Source organism: Microcoleus sp. D3_18a_C4 (assembly GCF_036702415.1).
Classification (GTDB): Bacteria; Cyanobacteriota; Cyanobacteriia; order Cyanobacteriales; family Microcoleaceae; genus Microcoleus.
Genome location: NZ_JAUBTI010000013.1, coordinates 70,483 through 94,216, shown reverse-complemented (window position 1 = coordinate 94,216; position 23,734 = coordinate 70,483). Strand labels below are relative to the sequence as shown.

12 protein-coding genes and 1 pseudogene are annotated in these 23,734 nt (G+C 46.6%); 8 read left to right on the top strand and 5 right to left on the bottom strand.

The features are described 5' to 3' along the window. Positions 1–4,554, bottom strand: a 4,554-nt coding sequence (locus tag QUB16_RS09515) for a DUF4347 domain-containing protein (RefSeq protein WP_333315726.1), incomplete at its 3' end; no start/stop codon positions are given. 351 nt (positions 4,555–4,905) lie between these two features. Between QUB16_RS09515 and QUB16_RS09510 the strand changes: the two are divergent. Then, a pseudogene (locus tag QUB16_RS09510) lies at positions 4,906–5,049 on the top strand (DNA-processing protein DprA); the annotation flags it as partial. A gap of 139 nt (positions 5,050–5,188) precedes the next feature. Here the strand turns inward: QUB16_RS09510 and QUB16_RS09505 are convergent. The 4 genes from QUB16_RS09505 to QUB16_RS09490 form a co-directional block, all read right to left on the bottom strand. Continuing rightward, positions 5,189–13,213 carry a DUF4347 domain-containing protein gene (locus QUB16_RS09505; RefSeq protein ID WP_333315725.1) on the bottom strand — a complete coding sequence of 2,675 codons (8,025 nt, stop codon included), beginning with the start codon at positions 13,211–13,213 and terminating at the stop codon, positions 5,189–5,191. Between the two features lie 457 nt (positions 13,214–13,670). Then, on the bottom strand, positions 13,671–14,549 hold the full coding sequence (locus tag QUB16_RS09500) for an inositol monophosphatase family protein (RefSeq protein ID WP_333315724.1): 879 nt from the start codon (positions 14,547–14,549) through the stop codon (positions 13,671–13,673). A gap of 108 nt (positions 14,550–14,657) precedes the next feature. Beyond that, the gene (locus QUB16_RS09495; protein ID WP_333315723.1) at positions 14,658–15,782 is read right to left on the bottom strand and encodes a cupin-like domain-containing protein; all 1,125 of its coding nucleotides are present in this window, start codon (positions 15,780–15,782) and stop codon (positions 14,658–14,660) included. A gap of 251 nt (positions 15,783–16,033) precedes the next feature. Continuing rightward, positions 16,034–16,894, bottom strand: a complete 861-nt coding sequence (locus tag QUB16_RS09490) for a sugar kinase (protein ID WP_333315722.1) — start codon at positions 16,892–16,894, stop codon at positions 16,034–16,036. 92 nt (positions 16,895–16,986) lie between these two features. Here QUB16_RS09490 and rsmI point away from each other — a divergent pair, with 92 nt between their 5' ends. The 7 genes from rsmI to QUB16_RS09455 all read left to right on the top strand — a co-directional run. Beyond that, positions 16,987–17,868 carry a 16S rRNA (cytidine(1402)-2'-O)-methyltransferase gene (gene rsmI, locus QUB16_RS09485; protein WP_333315721.1) on the top strand — a complete coding sequence of 294 codons (882 nt, stop codon included), beginning with the start codon at positions 16,987–16,989 and terminating at the stop codon, positions 17,866–17,868. An 83-nt stretch (positions 17,869–17,951) separates the two neighbouring features. Next, positions 17,952–19,175 (top strand): glycosyltransferase, encoded by a 1,224-nt coding sequence (locus QUB16_RS09480; protein WP_333315720.1) that lies wholly within the window; start codon positions 17,952–17,954, stop codon positions 19,173–19,175. A gap of 400 nt (positions 19,176–19,575) precedes the next feature. Further along, positions 19,576–20,829: an FAD-dependent urate hydroxylase HpxO gene (gene hpxO / locus QUB16_RS09475; RefSeq protein ID WP_333315719.1), complete on the top strand. Its 1,254-nt coding sequence runs from the start codon at positions 19,576–19,578 to the stop codon at positions 20,827–20,829. Between the two features lie 235 nt (positions 20,830–21,064). After that, positions 21,065–21,427 carry a hydroxyisourate hydrolase gene (gene uraH / locus QUB16_RS09470; protein ID WP_333315718.1) on the top strand — a complete coding sequence of 121 codons (363 nt, stop codon included), beginning with the start codon at positions 21,065–21,067 and terminating at the stop codon, positions 21,425–21,427. A 241-nt stretch (positions 21,428–21,668) separates the two neighbouring features. Further along, positions 21,669–22,688, top strand: coding sequence for an aromatic ring-hydroxylating dioxygenase subunit alpha (locus tag QUB16_RS09465; RefSeq protein WP_333315717.1), 1,020 nt, complete (start codon positions 21,669–21,671; stop codon positions 22,686–22,688). A gap of 280 nt (positions 22,689–22,968) precedes the next feature. Next, positions 22,969–23,469 (top strand): 2-oxo-4-hydroxy-4-carboxy-5-ureidoimidazoline decarboxylase, encoded by a 501-nt coding sequence (gene uraD / locus QUB16_RS09460; RefSeq protein ID WP_333315716.1) that lies wholly within the window; start codon positions 22,969–22,971, stop codon positions 23,467–23,469. An 83-nt stretch (positions 23,470–23,552) separates the two neighbouring features. Further along, positions 23,553–23,734, top strand: a 182-nt coding sequence (locus QUB16_RS09455; protein ID WP_333315715.1) for a hypothetical protein, incomplete at its 3' end; no start/stop codon positions are given.

Genomic DNA, 23,734 nt, shown 5'->3' with positions numbered 1-23,734 from the left:
ACCACCGCCGATCGGTTCTGGCGCTACATCGTTATCCGCGATCGCCACTGTCACCCCTGGCACCACAACCGCATTATACTTAGCATCAGTGCTACTCACACTGTGAGTGATATTGCCGCTGTGCGCGCCTTCCACAACCGTATCATCAACAGCTTTTACCGTAACGGGTTGAGCGACATTCCAATTATCCGCAGTGAAAGTGATAGGCGCGATCGCTTCAATGTGCTCACCTGTTGTGAGAGTGATAGTTACAGGGGCGATCGGCTGCGATGTTAATTTAATGTCATAACTGCCATTCGCCCCGCCTTCTGTAGCAGTTGTGCTCGTAGGTGTAATGCTGACACCTGCTGTGTCGTCGTCGGTAATAGCTACATTTACATCCTGAACTGTCTGACCGCTATACTCAGTGTCTGTAGTGGTAACAGTATGAGCGATCGTGCCGCTGTGCGTACCTTCGGCTTTGCTATCGTCGGTAGCGGTGACAGTGACTGTTTTGGCAACATTCCAGTTAGTGCTGTCAAAGATAACAGGCGCGATCGCATTTATTTCACTTCCAGCATTAAAGTTAATGGTAACAGGGGCGATCGGCTGGCTGTTGAGTTTGACTGTATAACTGCCACTCGCCCCGCCTTCTGTAGCAGTTGTGCTCGTAGGTGTAATGCTGACACCTGCTGTCTCGTTGTCGGTAATAGCTACATTTACATCCTGAACCGTCTGACCGCTATACTTAGTGTCGCTACTGGTAACAGTGTGAGCGATCGTCCCGCTGTGCGTGCCTTCGGCTTTGCTGTCGTCGGTAGCGGTGACAGTGACAGTTTTGGCAACATTCCAGTTAGTGCTGTCAAAGATAACAGGCTCGATCGCATTTATTTCACTTCCGGCATTAAAGTTAATGGTAACAGGGGCGATCGGCTGGCTGTTGAGTTTGACTGTATAACTGCCATTCGCCCCGCCTTCTGTAGCAGTTGTGCTCGTAGGTGTAATGCTGACACCTGCTGTCTCGTTGTCGGTAATCGCTACATTTACATCCTGAATTGTCTGACCGCTATACTTAGTGTCGGTAGTGGTAACAGTGTGAGCGATCGTACCACTGTGCGTACCTTCGGCTTTGCTATCGTCGGTAGCGGTGACTGTGACTGTTTTGGCAACATTCCAATTCGTGCTGTCAAAGGTAACAGGGGCGATCGCATTTATCTCACTTCCGGCATTAAAGTTAATGGTAACAGGGGCGATCGGCTGCGATTTCAGCACCGCACTATACGTCCCATTCGCGCCGCCTTCTGTAGCAGTTGTTGCTGTGGGAGTAATAGAAATACCAGCGGTATCATCGTCCTTATTGCTGAGGCTAACATCCGCTGCATCTAGCTTATAATTCGGATCGGTGCTAACAGCAAGCGCCGTGACAATTTTGTAGTCAATATTGCCGTCAACAATGCTATCATTAACCCCTGTTACTGTCACCGGCTGCGGTGTATTCCAGTTAGCCGGAGTGAAAGTTATGCTATTAGTCGAAACAGTTCCCTCTGCAACATTGGAACTGTTCAAACCGATAGTCACATCAGCAGTCGGCTGAGTATTCAAAACCACACTAAAGTTAGCTTTAGTGCCAGATTCACCAGTAGTTAATCCCGCCGTCGGATTCACCGTAATTCCCGGAGTTTCATTGTCACTGTTGGTGACGGTGACATCTTCAGGATCGAGGTTAGTGTAATTAACATCGGTACTCACAGCAGCAGCCGTGACAATTTTGTAAGGTATAGGGCCATCAGCTACTAAATCGTCAACACCACTTATCGTTATTGGTTGCGGTTGATCGTAGTTAGCAGAAGTGAAAGTTAAGCTATTAGTTGAAACGGTTCCTTCTGCAACATTGTCACTCCTCAAACCGATGGTAACGTCAGCAGTTGGTTGAGCGTTGAGTTTGACTGTAAATTCTGCCTTACCGCCAACTTCACTTGTAGTTAATCCCGATATTGGGTTAACTGTGAAACCGGCAGTGTCATCATTAGTAATAGTTGTGGTAGCAGTAGCAGTGGTAATTGTCGGGGTTACGCCTGGGCTGGTGGGATTTGACAGGGTGACGGCTATGGTTTCGTCGGGTTCAACTAGGGTGTCGCCTAATACATCGAGAGTAATGGTTTTGGATGTTTCATCGGCAGCAAAATTAATTGTGCCAGTAGCAGTAGTTGCGCCAGAAGTGCCACCGATGTTGTTGTAATCGCTGACGTTTGTAGCTGTGCCGGCGATCGTATAATTGACACTACTTGCCCCGCCTGTGTTGCCGCTGCGAGTCGCAGTGAAAGTCAGAGGTTTTGTGCCGCTATTGCCTTCGGGAATGCTGGCAGTACCAGCGGCAACGGCATAAGAAACAGTACCGTTTGCTGCAATATTTAATGTTGTTTGTTTGGTTGTACCTGCAATGCCTCCGGTGATTGCGCCAAAGTTAAGGATTGCGGTTTCGGCGGTTTCAGGGAGATTGTCGGGTTTGATAGTAACTGCAACATTCTGGGTGAGTGCGTCACCTGTTGCACCGGCGGGGAATGTAATCGAGGTAGGCGAAAAGGCGTAGTCGGAATTTTCGGTGGCTGTGCTGCTCTTGTCGATGACAATTGGTACTGTTACATCAGCAAAAGGAGTGCCGCCGCTGATGGTGACGGGAATATTAACTACTGTGTCTGTTGTTCCTTCTGTGCCACTGTAAGTTGCAGTACCAAAATTAACTGTATTGGGTGTATTTAGCAGCACAGAAACGTTGTCTGAACCGTTATTCGCTACTGCCAAATCCGGGAGAGTATCAGCATTAAAGTTGCCTGCAATAATGGAAGTTGGATCTGTGCCCGCAGCAAAGTTAATGGGTGCACTAAAACCGCCATTGCCGTTGCCTACTAAAATTGCAGCGCCGCTGGTTCCTGTTACTGCTAAGTCAAGTCTGCCATCTCCGCTAAAGTCTTTCACCACAATGCCGTTAAGCCCTGCCCCTGCGTTAACAGTAGTGGCCGGGCCAAAGCCACCAGTGCCATTTCCCAATAGAATTGAGACACTGTTAGAACCGCCGTTAGCTGTGGCTAAGTCGAGGAAATTGTCTCCGTTAAAGTTCCCAGTGGCGATCGAATTTGAACCTTGCCCAGCCCCAACATTAGGAGCTGCACTAAATCCACCCGTACCATTTCCTAACAGAATTGAGATATTGTTAGATAAGCTGTTGCCAACCGCTAAGTCGGGGAAACTGTCAGCGTTAAAGTTCCCTACAACCACGGAACCAGGAATCGCACCAACATTGAAATTAGTGGCAGCGCCAAAGCTGCCAGCACCGTTTCCCAACAAAATTGAGACACTACCCGTACCTTGAGGGTTAGCATTTACCACTGCTAAATCGAGGAAAGTGTCGCTGTTAAAGTTCCCGACACCTATTGAATAGGGAGTGTTACCCACACTAAAAGTGCTGGGTGGACTAATGAGTCCGCCCGTGCCATTTCCTAACAGAATTGACACACTGCTATTACTGCTATTTGCTACTGCCAAATCGGGGAAATTGTCAGCGTTAAAAAGTCCTGATGTGACGAAAACAGGATCAAAACCTACAGCCAATTGGGTAACTGTTCCAAAATTGCCATTTCCATCTCCCAACAAAATTGAAATATTTTCGGTTGATCGGTTGGTCACTACCAAGTCGGGAAAGGTATCAGCGTTGAAAAACAATACATTAATCCCTTTGGGATTTGTCCCCGCGCCAAAATTAGTCGCCACACCAAAACTATTCAAAACATACTCGTAACCCGCTAATACTTCGGCTTCAAATACCAGCGGTGTTTCTATTGAACCGATTCTGACTTCCAGTTCCCAGTCCCCACCCTTTGCTACACTTCCGGTGAGGTTTTGGGAAGCTGCAACATTGGTATTTGTGAGTTGGGCAATTCGTTGGATGAAGGCTACACCGTCTATATCTCTGGCGTGTTCATTATCTATCGCGCATTCATCATCTATGGCGTATTCATCCGATCCGCCAGGGAATGAATTCCCTGTCTCATAGCGAAAGTCCTCTGAAGAGGACTGTTTATTGAGCTTGTTTTCAGTCGGTTTCAACCGACTTGAGCTTTGAGCCGGGGAATTCATTCCCTGGCGGACTTTCGGGTAAGCAGTCGGTTTCAACCGACTTGAGCTTTGAGCCGGGGAATTCATTCCCAGGCGGACTTTCGGGTAAGCGCCAGAGGCTGATGCGACATTACAACCGTAAATGAGAATGTCCGCATCAACACTTAAAGCACTCCGCCACTGCTGCAATTTCTCGGAATAAGTTTCCACATTATCTACACTCAAGCAGCCATTACCCAATTGCAAGCTGCCCGGAGCACCGTGAGAAACAATGTGAATGCTGTCAATATTGGTACGAAGAGCTAAAATTTCAGTAATTTGGTCGATCGCATCTTTATTCCCATCCAAAACGACTACTTCCGTACCCGGTTTTACCCCAGCAATCAAACTTTGATAATTTTCTACTTTAGTATCGATAAAGGCGATCGAACTTAGAGAAACTTGATTATTTAAATTTGGCATAATGCACCTACTAATAGCTAAAAAAAGACAAGAGTTTCCCTGTTTCCCGACTTGCGTCCGAAACACTTTCTGAATGTTGTAGTAACCATAACTGTTTTTTGAGAAAATCTATATAAAGTTTTCTTTATAAACACTTTTTTAATTAAAGTTTTGATAAAGATGGGGAATTTTATTAAGTAATATTACGGGTTAGCCAGCGCGAGGTGGATGATTTAACACAAAAACAATTCAATAGCAAGTATCATTATACTTAAATATTTTACTCCCCGTGCAGAGTATGGGAAGGAGCATCTAGAAGTAGAGGTTCAGAGGTTTACTAGCAGAGTTTGAGCGATTTGTGGAAGACGCTGTGCGATCGTATCTGGACCGATTTCTTTTGATGTAATTGTGGAAGCGTCTGGATTAGAATCGGGAACAGTTTCTAGTATACTTTTGCAGTTGGAATTGTTGGGATTAGTTTCGCAGTTACCAGGAATGCGATATCAGCGATGCTGATGTGAAAGAAAACTGGGCGGTTGAAACCGCGTCTACACACACAAAATCCGCCGGCGCGGATTGAAGATTATTCGGCGGTTGAAACCGCCGAGTAAGTATGGCCAGGGGATAAGGGATTGCTCCCCCGGCGGATTCAATCTCAAAGCAATCCGAAATTAGCAGCACTAATACTGCTAGCAGAAACTCCGGCCAGAGAAGCTAAAATCTCGCCTGTTTGTGCAAACCGGATTAATGTTGCATCGCTATCTTGGACAATGGCCAATTGCGAGAAAGTCAACCCGTTACCCAACACTAACAAGTCTTGACCGACTTCAAAGTCAGCAACAGTATCAATACCAGAATTGGTAGATAATAAGAAGCGATCGCTCCCTACATCCCCTACTAAGGTATCATCCCCCAAATCGCCACTGAGGAAATCGTTACCCTGACCTCCTAGCAGAATATCATTGCCTTGACCGCCGTAGAGGGTATCGTCGGCTTTTTCACCAATTAGCATATCTTCACCTCGATTGCCAGAAAGGAAGTCACTAGCCGCACCACCAGTCAAAGTATCAAAACCCTTTCCGCCGTAAAGCGTATCGTCCCCAATTCCACCATCTGTTAAGTCGTTCCCCTGATTGCCATTCATCCAATCATTGCCATCAAGGCTAAACAACAAGTCATTTCCTTTTCTACCGCGCAATATATCATCGCTAGCGCTGCCCATGAGGGTATCATCGCCATCTGTGCTCTCGGTAGTATTTTCCCCATCTTTAACGAATTCAATACCGCTTTCTGGGAATGGTTCATCGGGTGTAGATGGTGCGGTAGAGTCATCAGTATCTAAAGTATTACGGACTGTTGGGTTGTTAGCTGTCGCGGACTGAATTTTGGTATTTAGAGATGCACCAGTATTTTCGGAGATCGCCGACTGAATCGTCTTATTTCCGGCTGCGACTTGCAGTAAATCTTGGGCTACTTCTCCTTGTGCAACTTTTTGGATACGGGCGATTTCTGTCGCGGCATCTGAGGGCGAGGTATTGCTGGATGCGAGATCACTAATTCGCTGATTTCCCTCGGCAATAATAGAGGCAGCATCCGAAGCAATACTAGATACTTGCGGTGCTTGCAGTTGACTCGTCGCCGACTGAATAATCGCCTGCACTTGTGTGGAATTGCTTAAGTCGAGAGTGCCAGATTTAATTCGATCGGCAACGGCGGAAATTACGCGATCGGCTATCTCATTTTTAGGGGTAGTTGAAGCACCACTAATTAAATCAGTTATCAAAACAATGGTATTTTGTACCTGAGCGTGGGCTGCATAAACCGCTAAACCATTCGGATCATTTTGAGTAATTGCCTCTAGCGGGTCGTAGCTAGTCAAGTCAATTGCTGACGACAGTCCCAGTGCAGATTTTACCTGAATTTGCGCCTGATTTTGGTCAGTACCTTGCTCGACTAACTCCGTCAATAGGGTAGTTAACGGAGTGACGACAGTAGCATCAGGTGTGGCAAATAGGGGCGTTTGCTGCGGCAAATAAGTAGAGGTATTGATGCCGTCTGTCAGTACAATTTTGCCTTCTTCTGGTTCGAGGTCGCCATTGTTATTTGTGTCGAACGTGTCAAGAGAGACATCTAAGTCAAAGCTGCCATCTGCGTTAGTAATTGAGAACGGTTCGTTTTCATCCTGAACTCCATTAAAGTTGGCATCGAAGAAGACAGTCGCCCCGGCCATGTCACCGTTAATTGCTCTGCCCCTAGTGCTAGAACTCGGCCCCAAACTAAACTTAGCTAACTCAAATGTGGCAAAGCTCTTATCGTAGACTGTTTTGTAATCTAATCCGCAGGGATAAGGTAGCTTGAATTCAGGGGTGATAGTTTTGCGACCGAACGGCGTCCAAACTTTTACTGCTGGAATAGTTTTCTTACAGATTTTCACTGAAATTGACTTAACTTGAGCGCCCAAGAAAGCATTGACTTTTCCTGTGACATCAAACAGTTGCGAGGGTTTGCTAATGCGGGAAGTAATTTCCGATGTTCGGATTTTGCCGTCGCCACCTTTTTTCGGTTGGAATTCTCCAATATCTATCAGATCGATGCCGACTTTTCCTTGAATTCCACCTTTGACATAGCCCTCGGCAATTTTCACATCTAGCCCAGCGCCCACGGCAATACTAGCGTCAAGTGTGAGTTCGTCAACATCTCGTCCTGTGCCGTCAGCATTTTCGCGATCGCTCACATAAAATCCATCCAAAACTTTGCTAGCAGAACCCGCAGCAAAATTAGAGTTTTTCCACTCGCTTAATCCGTAGGTATCGTACCCAAATCCTAGATGAGCTGAAGCACTAAACTTGCCTTCCAGTAAACCCTTGAGCGGCCCCCAAATCGGAAATTTTTGCTGAACCTTAAAGTCAAATCCCAGTTTGGGCATCTGATAGCTGAATACCGGAACATCCGGTTTACCGATCAGCAATTGAATCGCGGTTTGTGGTTTAGTCAAGAGTGGGATGTCAAAACCATCAATATCTTGTAAAGCATTTAAGAAGTCCTTGACCTTGCCGCTTGTTTTGGAGTTGATTTGTTGGTTAGCGGTTTGCTGTACAGCAGTTTTTGCAACCGGGGAAGCATTCTGAAGATTAGCACTTTGATCTGCAACATCTACATTCCCCAGAGTGTAGGAACCCAAGTCTATTTTATCGGGAGAGTTGGCTATTTGGCTTGCCAAATTAACAACTTTATCAACCTTAGCAACCGCATCTAAAAAGCGAGTATCGATATTGCGACCCGAGATTTTTGCTGCCAATTCTAGTACGCTGACTTTGCCATCGCGATTTTTATCAAAAGGCCCCGCTAGACCTAGTTTGGACAGTAACTTGGTGTCGGCATTCAGAAAGTTAATAACGGGTCGAAATGGTTTAATGACATCAGAAATTTTACCGACAATTGGTTTGGCAAAATTATTGACAAATGTCCCCAAATCTAGTTGCATATTGTTAAATGCAACGGTGGGTTTTTGCGGGCCGGTTAACTGACCGTTAGCGTAATTTAGGATGGGCCAATTAACTGCTAAGTCGAAGTTATAGGAGGGGAATGCAGCATTGCCGTTGAGGCTGGTTTTTGCTGTGAGACCGAGATTAGCATTGCTCGTTAAGTTGGCATTGAATAAGTCTTTAAACTGATAGTTGCCTTGCAGTTCTGGCAAGGTGAGGCGAGAGCCATCATTGGGGCCGCCCAGATTGTCTAAGTCTTTCAGCTTGACTTCAAGTTGGGCATCGACTTTAGTAGGTTTTTTGGTATCGTTTGCTAGGTCTACTTGGAAAAAACCTAACTTGCCTTTTGCCTTGAATTGGTCATTTAGGCCCAAGTCAATGTTGGCGGTTAACTTGGTTTGGTCAGTATCTATGTAGCAGCCGAAATCTTTACTAACACCAACTCCCAGTGACAAGTTGAAGTTAAATTTTGATTGGGCTTTGCCATCTACATCTAAGCTTAATGCCGGCACTCCTAAGTTTTTAGAGAGATTGAGATCCGGAAACTGATATTGCTTGCCAAGAGTAATTAGCAAGGTACTTTCATCAGCACTAGAAGTCCCAGTTAGAGCAACATTGAAAATCGGGCCAAGTGCAGTGCGGAGGCTACTTTCTAACTGACTCAGACTTTGATTAGCCCCATTTTTAATCGTATCGACTAGCTTAGTCTTGAAGTTGCCAATAAAATCTGGGGCAATGTCCTTGAGCGGGCCGACAATGGGTAGATTAACTGCCTGTAATTGGTCGTCAAGAATTTTCTCAAGTTTATCCAATCCAGCTTCTACGCCGCACCAATTCTTCTGTGTGTCGATTGTACCAACAGGTGTCGCTGGTGTCGGTGGCGTCGGAGTTGGAGTACCAGTTGTCGGCGTCGGAGTTGGAGTACCAGTTGTCGGCGTCGGAGTTGGAGTACCAGTTGTCGGCGTCGGAGTTGGAGTACCAGTTGTCGGCGTTGGAGTTGGAGTACCAGTTGCCGGTGTTGGTGTCGGAGTACCAGTTGCCGGTGTTGGTGTCGGAGTACCAGTTGCCGGTGTCGGAGTCGGAGTACCAGTTGTCGGCGTCGGAGTCGGAGTACCAGTTGTCGGCGTCGGAGTCGGAGTACCAGTTGTCGGTGTCGGAGTCGGAGTACCAGTTGTCGGCGTCGGAGTTGGAGTACCAGTTGCCGGTGTCGGAGTTGGAGTACCAGTTGTCGGTGTCGGAGTCGGAGTACCAGTTGTCGGCGTCGGAGTCGGAGTACCAGTTGTCGGCGTCGGAGTTGGTGTCGGCGTCGGTGTTGGTGTCGGCGGCGGTGGCGCTACATCGTTATCCGCGATCGCCACTGTCACCCCTGGCACCACAACCACATTATACTTAGCATCACCACTACTCACACTGTGAGTGATATTAGCGCTGTGCGCGCCTTCCACAACCGTATCGTCAACAGCTTTCACCGTAAGGGTTTGAGCTACATTCCAATTATCCGAAGTGAAAGTCACAGGGGCGATCGCCTCTATCTCATTACCTGTTGTGAGAGTGATAGTTACAGGGGCGCTCGGCTGCGATGTTAATTTGACTGTATAACTGCCATCCGCGCCGCCTTCTGTAGCAGTTGTACTCGTAGGTGCAATGCTAACACCTGCTGTGTCGTTGTCGGTAATCGCTACATTGACATCCTGAATTGTTGTGCCGCTATACTTAGTGTCGGTACTGGTAACAGTGTGAGCGATCGTGCCGCTGTGTGTGCCTTCGGCTTTGCTATCATCGGTAGCGGTGACTGTGACTGTTTTGGCAACATTCCAATTCGTGCTGTCAAAGGTAACAGGCGCGATCGCATTTATTTCACTTGGGGCATTAAAGTTAATGGTAACAGGAGCGATCGGCTGCGATGTTAACTTAACGATGTACGTGCCATTCGCACCGCCTTCGGTAGCAGTTGTAGTCGTTGTTGAAATACTGACACCTACCGTGTCGTTGTCAGCAATCGTAGCAGTCACAGGAGAAATCGTCAGTCCATTATACAAAGTATCGGTACTGACAGAAGTGTGAGTAATCGTGCCGCTGTGGGTTCCTTGGGCTATGCTGTCCTCGATCGCACTAACAGTCACATTTTGAGCAACATTCCAATTATTTGAGGTGAAAGTCAGAGGTGCGATCGCACTAATTTGAGTCCCAGTGTCAAAATTAATCGTAACGTTGGCAGCAGGTGCGGTAGTCAAAACCACGCCGTAGGTAGCCGTTGCACCGCCTTCAGCAATATTTGTACTGCCTGCCGATTGCACAATGGAAACACCGGGACTATCGTTATCAGTAATCGAAGCCGTCACATCGGCCATCGCTTTGGCGTTATAACTGGCATCGGTACTGGTAACTGTGTGAGCGATCGTGCCTGTGTGGGTTCCTTGTGTTATATTGTCGTCGATCGGACTAACAGTGACAGTTTGATCGACATTCCAGTTAGTGCTGTCAAAAGTAATCGGTGTGGCGATCGGGCTAATTGCATTGCCAGTATTAAAGCTAATATTAACCGGTGCAGAAGGTTCCGAAGTTAGCTTGACTTTGTAACTGCCAGTTGCGCCACCTTCTGTAGCAGTGATGTTCGTAGGTGCAATGCTGAAACCGGCAGTATCATCATTTTTGATGGTAGTTGTCGCAGTTGCAGTAGTAATGATAGGTGTCGGCCCAGGTGCAACAGGATTCGATAGCGTAACCGCAACTGTTTCGTCGGGTTCTACTAATCCGTCGCCTACCACATTTAATGTGATAGTTTTAGAAACTTCACCCGCAGCAAAGTTGATTGTCCCGCTAATACCCGTTGCCCCAGAAGTGTCGCCGATGCTGTTGTAATCGCTGACGTTTGTAGCAGTTCCGGCGATCGTATAATTGACGCTACTTGCTACATCTGTGCCACCGCTGCGAGTCACGGTAAAAGTTACGGGAGTGGTATCACTATTGCCTTCGACTATACTGGGAATATCAGCCCCAATGGCGTAAAAAATTTGCTGGTTAGCTGCAATAGTCAGTGTCGCTTGATTTGTTGTACCAACAAAGTTTCCAGTAGTAATTATGCCAATGTCAAGGATTGCTGTTTCGGCGTTTTCAGGGAGATTGTCGGGTTTGATAGTAACTGCAACATTCTGGGTGAGAGTAGTAGTGCCGGCGGGGAAAGTAACAGTGGTAGGCGAAATTGTGTACTCTGAAGTGGTGGCTGTGCTGCTGGGGTTAATTGCGATCGGTACAACTACATCGCTCAAGGGAGTGGCACTGAGAGTGACGGGAATATTAACAACTGTATCTGCCGTTCCTTCAGTGCCAGCGTAGGTTGCCGCACCGAAATTCACCACAGGTGTTGTATTCAGCAGAATTGAGGTGTTTTGACCGCCAAAGTTCGCCGTAGCTAAATCGGATAAACCATCTTTGTTAAAATCGCCTACAACAATACCTTGGGGATTGGTTCCCACAACAAAATTAGTGGCAGTCCCAAAGCTGCCATTGCCACTTCCAAACAAGACCGAGACATCGCCCGATCCATTGTTGGCTGTAGCTAAATCGACTTTTCCATCGGCATTGAAGTCGCCACTAGCAATAGCAAGGGGTTGTGTTCCAACGCCAAAGTTGGTAGCTGCACTAAAGTTTCCCGTGCCATCTCCTAATAGTATTGATACGTTGTTTGAGGTTTCATTGCTGGTTGCTAAGTCAGGACTGTTGTCCCCGTTAAAGTCTCCTACAGCAATGTATTTAGGGCTATTTCCAACGGTAAAGTTAGTGGCGGGGGCGAAAGTGCCATTAGCATTCTGCAACAGGATTGATACGCTGTTATTATAACCAACGTTCGCTGTCGCTAAGTCAGACTTGCCATCTTTGTTAAAGTCGCCGACCATCACAAAATAGGGATTTGAATAAGAATCTGACCCCAAGCTCAAATTAGTAGCTGCGCCAAAAGTACCATTACCATTTCCCGGCAAGATGGAGACGTTGTTAGAGTATTGATTGGCTGTAGCTAAGTCAGAATTGCCGTCCCCGTTGAAGTCTCCCACAGCGACGGTATACGGACTTGACCCCACACCAAAGTAGGTGGCTGTACCAAAAGTGCCATCGCCATTCCCCAACAGGAGAGAAACATTGTTAGTCGCATTATTAGCCGTAACCAGGTCAGAATTACCGTCGTTGTTAAAGTCGCCTACAGCGACAGACCAGGTAGTGAGAGCGTCTGGCGGACTGGTGTTAAGATTAGTGGCAGCGCCAAATTTGCCAGTTCCATCTCCCAGTGCGATCGAGACGTTGCGATTAACTCCAGTGGTTGCAAAGGCTAGGTCAAGGTTGCCGTCTTTGTTAAAGTCCCCACTCGCAACTTTACGGAGACTATAGGTTATGGGAAAGTTAGTCGCAGCACCAAAAGTAGACAGAACATACTCGTAACCCGCTAGCACTTCGGCTTCAAATACCAGCGGCGTTTCTATTTTCCCGGTTCTGACTTCCAGTTCCCAATCGCCGCCTTTGGCTACACTTCCGGTGAGGTTTTGGGAAGCTGCAACGTTTGTATTTGTGAGTTGGGCAATTCGTTGGATGAAGGCGAAACCGTCTATATCTAAATCTACATCTAAATCTCTCGCTTGTTCCCCGATACCGCCGGGGGTTGAAACCCCCGTCTCATAGCGAAAGTCCTCTGAAGAGGACTGTTTATTGAGGTTGTTACCAGTCGGTTTCAACCGACTTTCGCTTTGAGACAGGGAATTCATTCCCTGGCGGACTTTCGGGTAAGCAGTCGGTTTCAACCGACTTGAGCTTTGAGCCGGGGAATTCATTCCCTGGCGGACTTTCCCAGAAGCGCGAGGTGCTGATGCGACATTACAACCGTAAATCAGAATGTCTGCACCCAGAGTTAAAGCACTCCGCCACTGCTGCAATTTCTCGGAATAAGCTTCCAGATTATCTAAACTCAAGCAGCCATTACCCAGTTGCAAGCTACCCGGAGCACCGTGAGAAACTATGTGAATGCTGTCAATATTGGTACGAAGAGCTAAAATTTGAGTAATTTGGTCGATCGCATCCCGGTTCCCATCCAAAACGACTACTTCCGTACCCGGTTTTACCCCAGCAATCAAACTTTGATAATTTTCTACTTTAGTATCGATAAAGGCGATCGCACTTGGAGAAACTTGATTATTTAAAATTGGCATAATGCACCTACTGATAGCTAAAAAAAGACAAGGATTCCCCTGTTTCGCGACTTGCGTCCGAAACACTTTCTGAAAGTTATAGCAACCCTAACAGTTTTTTCAGAGAATTTATATAAAGTTTTCCGTAAAAACACTTATTTATTTAAAGTTTTGATAAAGAGAGGGAATTTTATTAAGTAATATTACGGATGAGCCAGCGCGAGGTGGATGACATAACACACAAACAATTTAATAGCAAGTGTCATTATACTGAAATATTAAGAGCGGGATTTTTGATAGATATCTGCGCTCAGGTTGGGCCATTCGTTTCAAGCCCTGGCGGACTTTCGCGCAATGGTGGGGGCGGGTTTACGAGATAATTGGTTAGGCAATTATTTCTCGTAAAACCCGCCCCTAAAACTTATTCGTTACCATCTTTACGGGCGATTCCCTACGGGATAGCTTCGCACGCGCAGACTTACTTCAAACTCGCATCTATCCCCGTTAAAATCTCATCAGCTTGCCCGCACAAAGCAGCGTGACAGCAACCGTTACTGGCCAACAATCCCCCCCACTGACTCACATCTCCCCGGTTATATTGCAAAGTAGAACCGTCAAAACGAGTAAATTGACCGCCCGCTTCAGTCAAAATTAATTCCGGTGCCGCCAAATCCCAATCTTTCGGTGCAGACTTTCCCGAAAGCGCAATATAAACATCAGCCTTTTGTTCCACAATAGTCGCAATTTTACAGCCGATACTACCGACAGCTATTTGATTTTGACAAGGCAGTTTTTGTAACAATTGATTAAAGCGATCGCCCCGGTGACTGCGGCTAGTTACTATAGATAAATCTGCCACTATATTTCGCGCCGAAACCTGCAATTTTACCGCAGAACCGTCCCGATTTTCCCCAAAAGCACCAGCATCGCGGATTGCGTAATAAATCTTTTGCTGTTCGGGCCAAGCCACAACTGCTAATATCGGTCTTCCCTCGAAGGCTAAAGCAATGTGAACTGCAAATTCCCCTGTCCTGTCAATAAAATCTCGCGTTCCATCCAAAGGGTCAATAATCCAAACCCAACTTTGAGGTAAGGGAACTTGACCGTTGGTTGTCAAATAAGATTTGTAAGTTTCTTCGCTGAGATAGCCAAATTCTGCATTCCCTAAAGCCGACTGCAATTCGTCGAGAATGTAAGAGTTGACAGCGACATCGGCGGCGGTGACGGGGCCATCTTTTTTCTCTTGGATGTCGAGGTTAGGAGTGTTGGAGTCCTGCCGATAATAGGATTGTAGGATATCTGATGCACTCCAGGCGATCGATCGGGCAATTTCGCTGATTTCTTCGAGACTTTTCATGAATTTATTTTTTTTGAACCGCAGATAAACACCGATGAACGCGGATTTCTGTAGGGGCGGTGCGACCCCTACTCCCCGTGCCCGCCCCTGGGAACCATACATTAGCAATTACCAATTAATATGAGGATATTTCCATTCATAATAATTAGGAAACACAAAATTAGTAAACGAAACCGAAATACTAACCTCCAATGATTTTACATGATGCCACCAACCAACCGGAATAAAGATAGCCTCTCCCGGTTCCAAAATTACTTCAATAATTCTCGCATCTTTGTAAAGCGGGTATTTTTCGTAATCGGGATTTTCGCCGTCCACCTTGCTGAAAACTCCGACGTGATTGTAAAGCAGAGGTGTTTGTTGCGGAGAAATCAACTTAATTAGTTTGCGACCAGACACTTGCGCTAAAATTAAATTAACAGGGTCGTGGTGTAGCGGTGTAATCGTGCCTTTCGGGCCGAACCAAAAGAAAACTCTGCCTTTTGTATCCGTTGGATTTAGGTATTCTGGGAAAATTTCAATGTCGTTGAATAGGGGTTTAAATTCCTCTCTTTCCAGAGTTTGGTTGTTAGCAACCATGTAGTAGTCGTTGCTAGGCCCGCCCTTGACCACCATGTCTACATATTTGCGGAACAAAACAATTTTTTTGTGATTTTCTATCTTGATTTCGTAATTCGGGTCGGAATTGCGGTTGGCTTGAATTTGTACCTCTGCATCGCCGTATTTTTCTTGCAAATACTCCGGCGTCCACAACTGCAACGCTTTCCAGTTGTGCATGATATTGGTAATAATTACTGGAGTATTTTTGGCGTAGTAATTTTCGAGAAAATATTCTCTGGAAAGGCTGCTTTTGCGTTCGATTGTCCCAAACTTGGAAGATAATGCAGCTAATTGATTGTTAATCCTGAGATGCGATTCTAATTTCTGCAATAATTGCACGTAATGGCTACCTGCTTGGAAGTAGGGATGAGAGGATATTTCTCTAACTTCTGCGGTGGCTGTTTCCGCATCTATGCCGGTATTTATTAAGGCTTGAATGATTTCGGCGTCTGGTTGATTTAATAATTTGTTGGCCGCCACCCACTGTTTCATATTGTCGGGAAGTTCTTGTTTGCTTGGGGTGAGTAGATTGGGCAAGTTTTGTGTCAGCCATTCTAGGTTAACTTGCTGTTGTTCTGTTAGGGTAATCCGCAAAGGGGGAAGGGTGATAGTTAGGGGTTGGGTGTCAGACATGATTCGGGTATGTTGTTTTGGGAGTGTTTTGTGTGACTTTAACTTGTCTTACTAATATAGCAATTTTGTTAACGAACCGCGAAAATTCACAGGCGAGACGCCTGTTCCACGGGCGCGAAGGAAGAGAAGAGAGAAGTTCACAACTTTTGTCGAGGTTGCTGTCAAGATTTTAACTCAACAAGTGTTGCCCGTTCAAGTTTTCTAGCTTTGAGCGGTTTTAACCGGAGAGTTGGGTTAATTTTTAATTAAAATTAACTCTTATTCATCCAGTCGCGGGTTCCGAAGTTTTTGCAGGAATGGGAAGCGATTTTAGCGGCGGCGGTGAGAGTATCTGTAAAGTTGTTATTTTGCACAATGTAGTGACAGAAAGCGCCGTGAAAGATGTCGCCGGCGCCTAAAGTGTCTGTGGCTTGGATTTGAGGTATTTCTATACTGCCGTAAGTGCCACTGCTGAGGTATAAAATTGATTTTTCGCCGCGAGTGATGGCAATATGGGAAATTCCGGCTGCTGACAGGTAAGCAAAGACTTGTTCGGAATTGTCGCAGTCGGGCGGATGAAAATTCTCGGAACATACAGCCCATTCAACGAAAGGCAATATTTCCTCTAATCCGGGTTTCCAACTGCCACCGTCGAGGACAATGGGAATGTTTTTTGACTTGGCAAGTTGAGCAATTTCTTTGCTGGCTGCGATTTGATGTCCGTCAAGCAGTACAATATTAACTGATGTTAAAATATCCGGGTTAATTGTTTGACTGTCAACTTGCGATTTCGTAGCATTGATGGAAATTACCGATCGATCGCCCGTTGCTTCAGTTACAATAATCGAGGAAACTGGCGGCGAGTGCGATCGCCCCGGTTCCAAATCAATTATCCTGACATTATACTCCGCTAAGTCTGCACGAATTAATTGGGCGATCGCGTGAGTGCCCAAAACCCCAGCCCATACCGCCGCATTCCCCAAATAGCTAAAAGTGACCGCAGCATTAGCCGCCGGCCCGCCCGCAGCAATGGTACAATCAGAAGCAACAACTTTCTGATTTTCACCCGGAGGCTTCTCGGCCAAATAAACTAAATCTAAAGTCGCTAATCCCAAAAACAATCCCGTTTTCATATCTGCTTAAATGTGTGGCATGGGCCTGTGGCATGGGCCTGTGGCATGGGCGTCCCGCCCGTGTCCCATCGTTAAAAAATCCCAATCTTAAAATGCAAGCAAATCCCACCACAGGAACACTTTACATCGTAGGAACCCCGATCGGCAACCTCGAAGACATGACATTTCGCGCCATCCGAATCTTGCAAACAGTAGACTTCATCGCCGCCGAAGATACCCGCCATACAGGCAAACTTTTGCAACATTTCCAAATCAAAACCCCCCAAATCAGCTATCACGAACACAACCAACAGCAGCGACTCCCCGAACTCATCGACAAACTGCATTTAGGCAAAGATATCGCCCTCGTCACCGATGCCGGAATGCCGGGAATTTCTGACCCCGGTTCCGAGTTAGTAAAAGCTTGCGCCGATGCTAATATTAACATTATTCCGATTCCCGGCCCGACCGCCTGCATTGTTGGCATAACTGCATCAGGATTACCCACAGAGAGATTTGTATTTGAAGGTTTCTTACCCGTGAAAGGTCAAGAACGCCAACAAAGTTTAGAAGCTTTGCAAATAGAATCCCGCACTATAATATTATACGAATCTCCCCACCGATTGCGCCAAACTTTACAAGATTTAGCAAATAGTTTGGGAAGCGACCGACAGATTGTGCTGGCGAGAGAGTTAACTAAAATGCACGAAGAGTTTTGGCGTGGTAGTATAGAAAGTGCGATCGAGCTTTACACCAATCGCGAACCCCAGGGAGAATTTACCCTCGTAATAGCCGGCATCCAAACAGCCGCCCCAATATTTTCCGAAGACGCAATTAAAGCAGAATTGCAAACATTAATTGCAGAAGGCATAAGTCGTTCCCAAGCCAGCCGCCAGCTAGCGCAACAAACATCCCTCCCCCGCCGCCAAATCTACCAACTCGCCCTCACAATAGGCGACAATGAATCACTAGAACAACCCGTGGATGACTTGTGAATAACTCTTTTCTCTTCTTCTCTGCGCCCTCTGCGCCCTCTGCGGTTAAATAAAAAAAGCTAGATACTCACACTCAGAATTATATGGTACGCGGAAACTACGATCGACAAAAACCCTATTTACGCAACCCCCACATCAACAAACCAATCGCCGAAATCTATGCAGACTTAGACGCCTTTAGCTGGGAGATATTTGAAGACCAACCCCACCGCTTCGATACCGTCAGTTTCTACGTATTGCTTCCCCCACTATTTTACGAAGGGCGTTTCATCAAAGGAATTTACTTCAGCGAAGGAGTCGAACTAATAAACAAACTATTTCCCCAAATTTCCTCAGTATTTTTCTCCTTCACCTATTCCCCCGGAATCTCCTATTCCTGGGCCCCCATAGCTGACGCCTACTCCAGTTTATACAAAAACCCACAGCGAGAAAAGTGGTTTCGCGAAACTTATGTCGATCGCGCCCACAAACCAATCATACCACTGCAAGACACCGACTTCATCAACGAATACTTAATTTCCCCGCGCAACGTCCCCGCCAAAGACATCGACTTGCTAGCCGTCGCGCGCATTTCCGAAGAAAAAAATTTGCCAATCATAGCCAAAGCCTTAAAAGTTTACCGCCAAAAATATCCGCAAAAACCGATAAAACTAACAGTAGTCACCGGACACGAATTTGATGCTAGCAACCTGCAAACTCTCGACGAGTACGCATTAAAAGAATGGCGACAAGTCGAGGCAATTTTAACCAACCCCTCCGACTACATTAACTTAGTGCCGAGAGTAGACTACTACAGCGAAATCCCCACATATTATTCGCGAGCACAAGCATTCGTCCTCGGTTCCCTCCTCGAAGGAAAAAACCGGGGAATTACCGAAGCCATGAGTTGCAACGTACCAGTAATTTGTTTTGAAGAATTCAACCAATACGCCAGAGGAAACTCGCCCGTTTTCCCCAAAGGTGCGGGTCTTTACGCCAAATTTGACCCAGAATCTCTCGCAGATACTATATATACAGTATTAGAAAATCAAACAGAATTCAAACCGCGATATCAGTATTTAAAGCATTGCGGGCGCAAGAACTTTTTCAATACTTGTATAGACAGTTTTCCTTACTATCAGCACAATATTCCCGACTACAAACCCGGAGATGCGATAAACAATTTGTGGCTGGATTTAGCAGTTCAGCAAAATTATCAAGTTAGTTTGAATAGCTTTTTGTACGGAGGTTCTCCATTGTCTCATATTCGCGGGATAAATGCGATTGGGCACAATCTCGGGGAGTTAACAAAGTTTATAGCTGAGTAAGATACCCACAGTTTATGAAGCAGGGACACGGCAATCCCCAAAGAGTCTCAACTTAAGCCTAAAACCTTTGATAAATATCGCTTTTATCTAAGCCTAGATCCCCCTCGCATCCCCCTTAAGAAAGGGGACGAAAGAGAAGGCTCTTGTCCCCCCCTTCTTAAGGGGGGTTAGGGGGGATCTAAGTTTAATGGTCAAACCGCAATCTGTGACTGGGTTTGAACTTAAGTTGACACTCCTTGGGCTCTTGGAGTGTCCCTACGGGGATATATCGATCCCCACAAGAATTGTTGGAGATGTCTCATAGGGATATGCCCCACCAAAGCCGATCGCCATTTGTCAAAAACTGCATGAATTAGTAATTTACGATACAGTCACAACTCCATTGCGGGTATAAAATATAGTGAGTTTCAAAGTTCCGACAGACGGGAAAAAAGATTTATTTAACTGTTATGAATTCTTGAAAAAAGCTGTAATTCAGCAGGATAAACACAGAATGCACGACTTAAAAGTTGTCATCATCGGTGCGGGAATTGGCGGCTTAACTGCGGGAATTGCCCTCGAACAAGCGGGCTATGAAGTTGAAATTTACGATCGCGTAAAAGAACTGCGCCCCGCAGGAGCCGGCATCTCCCTGTGGTCGAACGGCGTCAAAGTTCTCAACCGCTTGGGCTTAGGCGAAAACATGGCAAAAATCGGCGGTCAAATGGAGCGCATGGAATACCGCACCAAAACCGGCGAACTACTGAATGACATCGATTTAATGCCGCTAATTCAACAAGTCGGTCAGCGCCCCTATCCCGTTGCCCGCCGCGATTTGCAGAATATGTTGCTAGCAGCTTTTAAGGGAAAAGTCAAGCTCGATCGCAAGTGTATTTCTGTAGAAGAAGACGAAAGCGGAGTAACAGCAATCTTTGAAAACGGAGACAAAGCGCGGGGCAATTTGTTAGTGGCGGCTGACGGGGTTCGCTCGATTTTGCGCACGTATATATTGGGCCGCGAAGTAGAGCCGAAATACGGCGGTTATATCAACTGGAACGGGTTAGTACCCGCAGCGGAAGAACTAGCGCCGAAAAACACTTGGGCGATATATGTCGGCGAGCACAAACGGGCGTCAATGATGCCAGTCGCGGGCGATCGATTTTACTTTTTCTTAGATGTTCCCTTGCCCAAAGGTACTCCCGCCAATCCCGACAATTACAAAGCCGAACTTAAAGAACATTTTAAAGGTTGGGCCGAACCAGTGCAATTGCTGATAGATACTTTCGACCCCGCAGCAGTGGCGCGGCCGGAAATTCACGACGTAGGGCCGATCGACAGCTTCGTTCGCGGTAGAGTGGCTTTGCTGGGAGATGCGGCCCACGCCACCTGCCCGGATCTCGGCCAGGGAGGCTGTCAGGCGATGGAAGACGGGCTGGTACTCAGTAACTACCTTTTGAGTACGAATTTGGGCGTAGAATACGCGCTCAAACGTTACGAAACCGAGCGCAAACAGCGGGCGAATGCAGTTGTTGAAAAAGCCCGACAGCGCGCGGAACAAATACACGGTAAAGATCCAGTTGTAACAGAAAAGTGGTATCAACAATTAGCGTATGAACGGCCGACTGATGTCACAGATGCGATCGTCAAAGTCATCTCAGCAGGCCCGCTACACTAATACAAACAGATAATTCCCAGGACACAGCAGTGTTGTGTCCCTACTCATCCCTCATATCATGTCCGATCGATTAACCATAATATCCCGGTCGGGCGGGTTTTTGAGATTGTCAATTCTTGGCAAGTATTGTTGGTGAGGGGAGCCCCTACGAAAATCGCGGTCGATCGACCGGACATGATATCATCCCTCTTCCCTCTTCCTTCTTCCTTCTTCCTTCTTCCTTCTTGAATAAAAAATGTCAGGAAAACTTACTACTCACGTTCTCGATACAGCCCGCGGCTGTCCGGCTGCAAATATGCCGATCGCCCTGCATTCAATTGACCCAAAATCCGGCGCCAAAACGCTGCTCAAAACTGTAACAACTAATGCTGACGGCCGCACCGCAGATCCTTTACTATCCGAAAGCGAACTCAAACCGGGAGTTTACGAATTAGTCTTTTCTGTGGGCGAATACTTCGCGCAGTTCGCCGAAAAATTGCCAGAACCGCCGTTTTTAAACATCGTTCCGATTCAGTTCGGCATCGCCGATTCAAGCGCACATTATCACGTACCTTTGCTTGTTTCGCCTTGGTCTTACAGTACCTATCGCGGTAGTTGAAGAGAACTCACATCTTGCACCTCAAGAACAGGCTTTCCGGCCTGTTCCACAAAGAATGAATTTCTGGTGGGGTGGGCGCACCTCAAGAACAGGCTTTCCGGCCTGTTCCACAAAGAATGAATTTCTTGTGGGGAGTAGGGGTTGGGCAGGAGAGCCCGCCCATAAAAACCTTACTGAGAATGGTGCAAGATGTCAGATAGAAGGAAGAAGCGTTTAGTTATTATTTAAAAGAGGAGGAATTATGTTAGTTACGAAGCAACCTATTTTCAAACGATTCTGGTATCCAGTGATTCCTACATCCGAATTATCCGGCGAACCAAAAGCTTTTGAACTATTAGGAGAACCCATCGTTTTGTGGTTGGATTCCGAAGGTAAACCCGCTGCAGTTGAAGACCGCTGCAGTCACCGCACGGCTAAACTGTCGATCGGCAAAATTGTCGGCGGCAACATTTGCTGCGCTTACCACGGCTGGACATTCAACTCATCTGGAACCTGCGTCAGCGTTCCGCAGCAGCAAAACGGCGCAATTTCTGCAAATTATAAAGTAAAAGCTTACCGCACGCGCGAGCGCTACGGATACGTTTGGGTTTGTCTGGGAGAACCGCTGGCAGAAATTCCCGATATTCCCGAAGCTGCAGACTCGAATTACCGCCAAATTCACGAATTTTATGAACGCTGGAATTGTGCGGGATTGCGAGTAATGGAAAATGAATTAGATATGGCGCATCCGTCTTTTGTACACACCGCAACTTTCGGTAGCGAAGCACATCTCGCCCCAGATGTAATGGAATTTGAAGAAACAGAATGGGAACTGCACTACCGCAGCATTTTAGGCGTAGCAAATCCCACACAGCAACAGCAAAACTTAAAAATCGAGCAACAAGAAACCGTGCGGACGATCGACGGAATTTGGTTTATGCCCTTTACCGTCAAACTGCGGATTGTTTACCCAAACGGACTCGTTCACATCATCGTCAATACCATGACTCCGATTAACGATTCCGCATCTCAAATGGTGCAATTTTGCCTCCGAAACGATACCGAAGCCGATGCTAAAACCAGCGATATTATTGCCTTCTATCGCGCCGTTACATTAGAAGACAAACGCATTTTAGAAACCACTGATTGCGACGTACCCCTCGACATCACCCAAGAACAGCATATGCTGACAGATAAACCGGGAATCATCATCCGCCGCAAAATTGCTGCACTCCTAAAAGCCCACGGCGAAGTCGAACAAACTCAAGTCAGCAGTCATTAGTCATCAGTCAGTAGTCAGTAGTCATCAGATCGATCATAGGTCGGGGCGGGTTTTTGAGATTGTCGGTTTTTGGCGACTATTGTTGGTGAGGGCAGCCCCTACAAGAATCATGGTCAATCGACCAGACATAATATAACTTCCCGGTAGAAGATAATTTACTTCTTCCCCCTTCTTCCCTCTTCCTTCGTGCCCTTCGCGTCTTCGCGGTTCAATAAAAATAATTCCTCCGATACCAAACGAATAAAACAAACCTAATTAAAATTAATCAACCCAATTCAAAATGCCATACTCTTTAGTTCAACTCAACCAACTCAGCCAGGAGGAATTTACACAAGCCCTCGGCGAGATTTTTGAACACACCCCCGCGATCGCCCGCCGCAGTTGGGACGATCGCCCTTTCGCATCCACAGCCGACTTGCACGCCAAAATGGTAACAGCCGTCAGCGCCATGACTGAAGCCGAAAAATTAGCTTTAATTCAAGCCCACCCGGATTTAGGAAGCAAAGCAAAAATGGCGGAAGCATCGGTTAGCGAACAAGCCGGTGCGGGTTTGGATAAACTTTCTGTTGAAGAGTTCGATCGCTTTCAATTCCTGAATCGATCGTACCGCGAAAAATTCGGTTTCCCCTTCATTGCGGCGGTGAAAAAACACACTAAAACCAGCATTATCGAAGCATTTAAACAGCGCCTCGACAATTCCCTGGAAACAGAAATGCAGCAGGCTGTAGCTGAAATTTGCGAAATAGCCCGCTTTCGCCTGGAGTCGGCAATTCAAAATTAATCGGGCGGGCAGGATGCCCACCCCACAAGAAAATTCAATCTTTGCTTCACAGGCAAGATGCCTGTTGCTGTGGAACAAGCAAGATGCCTGTTGCTGTGGAACAAGCAAGATGCCTGTTGCTGTGGAACAAATATCTTGCCTGTTGCTGTGGAACAGGCATCTTGCCTGTTGCTGTGGAACAGGCATCTTGCCTGTTGCTGTGGAACAAATATCTTGCCTGTTGCTGTGGAACAGGCATCTTGCCTGTTGCTGTGGAACAGGCATC

Coding starts and splice junctions, on each gene's coding strand:
- QUB16_RS09480 (WP_333315720.1), top strand. CDS start 17,952: ATGGTACGCGGAAACTACGATCGACAAAAACCCTATTTACGCAACCCC.
- QUB16_RS09490 (WP_333315722.1), bottom strand. CDS start 16,894: ATGAAAACGGGATTGTTTTTGGGATTAGCGACTTTAGATTTAGTTTAT.
- QUB16_RS09495 (WP_333315723.1), bottom strand. CDS start 15,782: ATGTCTGACACCCAACCCCTAACTATCACCCTTCCCCCTTTGCGGATT.
- uraD (WP_333315716.1), top strand. CDS start 22,969: ATGCCATACTCTTTAGTTCAACTCAACCAACTCAGCCAGGAGGAATTT.
- uraH (WP_333315718.1), top strand. CDS start 21,065: ATGTCAGGAAAACTTACTACTCACGTTCTCGATACAGCCCGCGGCTGT.
- QUB16_RS09500 (WP_333315724.1), bottom strand. CDS start 14,549: ATGAAAAGTCTCGAAGAAATCAGCGAAATTGCCCGATCGATCGCCTGG.
- rsmI (WP_333315721.1), top strand. CDS start 16,987: ATGCAAGCAAATCCCACCACAGGAACACTTTACATCGTAGGAACCCCG.
- QUB16_RS09505 (WP_333315725.1), bottom strand. CDS start 13,213: ATGCCAATTTTAAATAATCAAGTTTCTCCAAGTGCGATCGCCTTTATC.
- QUB16_RS09465 (WP_333315717.1), top strand. CDS start 21,669: ATGTTAGTTACGAAGCAACCTATTTTCAAACGATTCTGGTATCCAGTG.